The organism is Inquilinus sp., assembly GCF_057815775.1.
The window spans coordinates 1-3,495 of sequence record NZ_JBYRFX010000878.1; the positions used below are offsets into that span (position 1 = coordinate 1).

At 71.2% G+C, this 3,495-nt stretch carries 3 protein-coding genes; all 3 read right to left on the reverse strand.

The genetic code is table 11. The features are described 5' to 3' along the window. On the reverse strand, nt 1-1,248 hold a 1,248-nt coding region (locus AC3XYG_RS31625), incomplete at its 3' end, for an N-acyl-D-amino-acid deacylase family protein (protein ID WP_489143860.1). After that, nucleotides 1,241-2,200 carry a MurR/RpiR family transcriptional regulator gene (locus AC3XYG_RS31630; protein ID WP_489143862.1) on the reverse strand — a complete coding sequence of 320 codons (960 nt, stop codon included), beginning with the start codon at nt 2,198-2,200 and terminating at the stop codon, nt 1,241-1,243. The genes AC3XYG_RS31625 and AC3XYG_RS31630, both read right to left, overlap by 8 nt. A 109-nt stretch (nt 2,201-2,309) precedes the next feature. Then, nucleotides 2,310-3,495, reverse strand: a 1,186-nt coding sequence (locus AC3XYG_RS31635) for an amino acid deaminase (protein ID WP_489143861.1), incomplete at its 5' end; no start/stop codon positions are given.

The following is a 3,495-nucleotide window of genomic DNA, read 5'->3' on the forward strand; positions in this document are numbered from 1 at the left end:
GAAGCGCATCGCCGACAGGCCGGTCATCTTGTGCACCGCCGTCTCCAGCGAGAACAGGCCGAGGTCGCGGCTGTAGTGGCCCAGCACGCGCGGGAAGGTGCCCCACAGCCGCGGATGGGGGTGGCTGTCATGCGGCAGGCCGTCCGAGCCGATCATGGTCAGCGGGAAGGACAGGATGCGGCGGACATCGGCCTCGTCCATCTGGAAGTAGATGGCGCCGGCCGGGTGCAGCCGGACCGCCGCCTCCTTCTCGGTGCAGCCCCAGTCCGCGGCGATGTCGGCCAGGTCGCGGCCCGCCATCTCCGGCTGCGCCTTCGACCAGGCGACCATGATGCGGATGTCGCCGGTGACGTGGTCGGGGTCCAGCACGGTCGACCCGGCGGTGTAGGGATAGGCGTCGAGGCCGATCGGCTGGCGGCGCGCCGCCGCCTCGATCGCCGGCAGGGTCTCGCGGCTGCGGCCCCAATTGTGCGGCCCGGCGCATTTGTGGTGTGAGATCACCACCGGCACCTTGGCGCGGCGGGCGGTCGAGAAGCTTTCCTCCAGCGAATCCAGCACCTTGTCGTGCTCGTTGCGCATATGGGTGGCATAGACGCCGCCGCTGTCGGAGAGGAGTTCCGCCAGCGCCACCACCTCGTCGGCATCGGCCGCGGCGTTGGGCTTGTAGTAGAGGCCGGTGGAGAAGCCGATCGCGCCCTGGTCCAGGCTGTCGGCCAGCAGGCGTCGCATGGCGTCGATTTCCGGCGCGCTGGCCTTGCGGTCCAAATCCGGCATGGTGCCGATGCGCAGCGAGGAATGGCCGATCAGGGCGGCGACGTTGATGCCCGGCACCACCTCGCCCAGCCGGGCGCGATAGGCGGCGAAATCGGGGAATTCATAGGCCGACTGGTCGCCCAGCAGGTTCAGCGGCGGCGGCGGCGCGCCGGTCAGCGTCAGCGGCGACAGGCTGATGCCGCAATTGCCGACCACGACGGTGGTCACGCCCTGGCTGATCTTCGGCAGCATCGCCGGGTCGTCGATGACAGCCCGGTCGTCATGGGTGTGCACGTCGATGAAGCCCGGGGCGATGATGCGGCCGGCGACGTCGATGCTCTCTCGTGCCTGGCCGTCCGCGATGCTGCCCGTCGGCGCCACGGCGGCGATGCGGTCGCCCAGGATGGCGACATCCGCCTGGACGCGGGCGGCGCCGGAGCCGTCGATCACGGTGCCGTTGCGGAGCAGGAGGTCGTAAGGGGCACGATCAGGCATGGGACTTCCCTGGGGCAGGACGCCGGGCAGCGGCGGGAGGGCGGGGCGGCGGGCGCATCGCGGCTCCGGCCGGCTCGTCGAGGGTGGGGATCTGGCTGAGGGTGTATTTGATGCGGCGCAGGCTTTCCAGCGCGGCCGGGCCGCGTCGCATCGCCACGCCGGTCGCGACCACGTCGATCACGGCCATATGGGCCAAGCGCGATGCGGTCGGCTTGAAGATGTCGGTGTCATCGGGCGGTGCGACCGCCAGCAGGATCTCCGCCGCCCGGGCCAGCGGCGTGTCCGGCCGGGTCAGGGCGATGGTGGTGGCGCCGTATTGCCGGGCGATTTCGACGCTTTCGACCAGGTCGCGGAAGCGGCCGGAATTGCAAACCGCCAGCACGCAGTCGCCTGGGCCGAGGGTCGAGGCCGACATGCGCTGCAACTGGGTGTCGGCATGGAAGTCGGTCGGCAGGTCGAGCCGGAAGAAGCGGAGATAGGCATCGTGGCCGACGGCGTGCGACCCGCCGCCGACGCCGTAGATGTCCAGCCGCCGGGCCCGCGCGATCGCCTCGATCGCCTGGCGCAGCGGCAGCGGGTCGATCTGGTCGCGGACGACGGTGATCGCCTCGATCACATCGTCCAGCACCCGGTCGGCCAGCTGGGCGACATCGTCCGGCGGCGTGTCCGCATCGCCATTCGCCGCGGGGCGCCGCTGCAGATAGGGGCCAGCGACGGCCAGGTTCTGCGCCAGCTTGACCTTGAAGTCGCGCACGCTGTCGCAGCCCAGCGCCCGGCAGAAGCGGGTGACCGACGGCTCGCTGACCAGCGCCCGCCGCGCCAGCTCGGCGATGCTGGCGCGGGTGGCGAAGCCGGGATCGGCCAGCACCGCCTCCGCCACCCGCTGCTCGGAGGGCCGCAGCGACGCCTCCATGCGGCGGAGGCGCGAGACGATGTCGACCACATAGGCCATCACGCGGCCTCTCGAGACGAGCGGGGCCGGAGAGGGTGGCGGGAGTTTCTGGATTGCCGGGTCAAGCCCGGCAATGACAGAAGTTGAGAATGGGACAAAGTGCCGTTCATCAGAAGAACGTCCGGATCGCGCCCGAGACGCGGTAGTCGTCCTCCACCACCATCATCACCTGCCATTTGTCGAAGGTGGTGCAGGGGTGGGAGATGCCGCAGCCAACGAGGTCGCCGACCTGGAGGTCGAAGCCTTCAGGCAGCTTTAGATAGGCGTGCTGGTCGTTCAGCCCGGCGATCACGGCGCCGGCCGGCACGCGCTGCGGTGCGGCGGTTGACCCCGCCGGCCGCCACAGCGTCGGGATCGGCAGTTCGATGTCGTAGGAGCAATCGCGCTTGCCCATGGTCAGGATCGCGAGGCCGGGTTCCGGCCGCGACTGCACCATCGACCAGACCTCCAGCGCCGGCTCCAGGTCGCCATGCCGGCGCCAATCGGCCGGGATGCGGCGGACGACATGCTCGAACAGCCGGGTGTACTGGCCGGAATCATGGGTCAGGTAGCAGCCGCTGCGGATCACCACCTGGGCCGGGCGGGACAGCCGGACCTCGGAGAGCTTGCGGGCGACGATGTCGTAATAGGCCGAGCCGCCGGCACTGAGCAGCACCGCGCCGTCGCCGAACAGCCCGGCCTTGTCGATCTCGGCCGCCACGGCGGCGAGGTCGTCCAGGAAGGCCGCCACGGCGATCTCGTCGGCCGCCGCGTCCTGGGTGACGACCAGGCCCTCATAGCCTTCGACCCCGCGCAGGGCGAGGCCGGGGCGGCCGGCGGTGGCGCGGGCGACGGCTAGCGCTTCCGCCGCCGTACGGCAGCCGGTGCGGCGCCCGGCCATGCCGAGCTCGACCAGCAGGCCCAGGGGCCGGCCCGGCGGCGTGGCGTGGGCGGCGACCGCCAGGCGCTCGACCACGGCGACGGAATCGACCAGGCAGAAGGCCTCGAGCTCCGGGTCGGCGGCCAGCGCCGCCAGCACCGACCGCATCGCCGCGGCGTCGACCAGCTGGTTGGCCACCAGGATCCGCTTCACGCCAAAGCGGCGACAGATCTCGAACTGCTGGGCGGTGGCGACGGTGATGCCCCAGGAGCCGTTGGCGAGCTGCAGATCGAAGAGCTGCGGGCTCATCGTCGTCTTGCCGTGCGGCGCCAGGGCGACGCCGGTCTCGGCCAGGATGTCGCGCATCCAGCGGGCGTTGCGCTCGATCACCGACCGCTTCAGCACCGCCTGCGGGAAGGGCAGGTCGCCGGCCAGC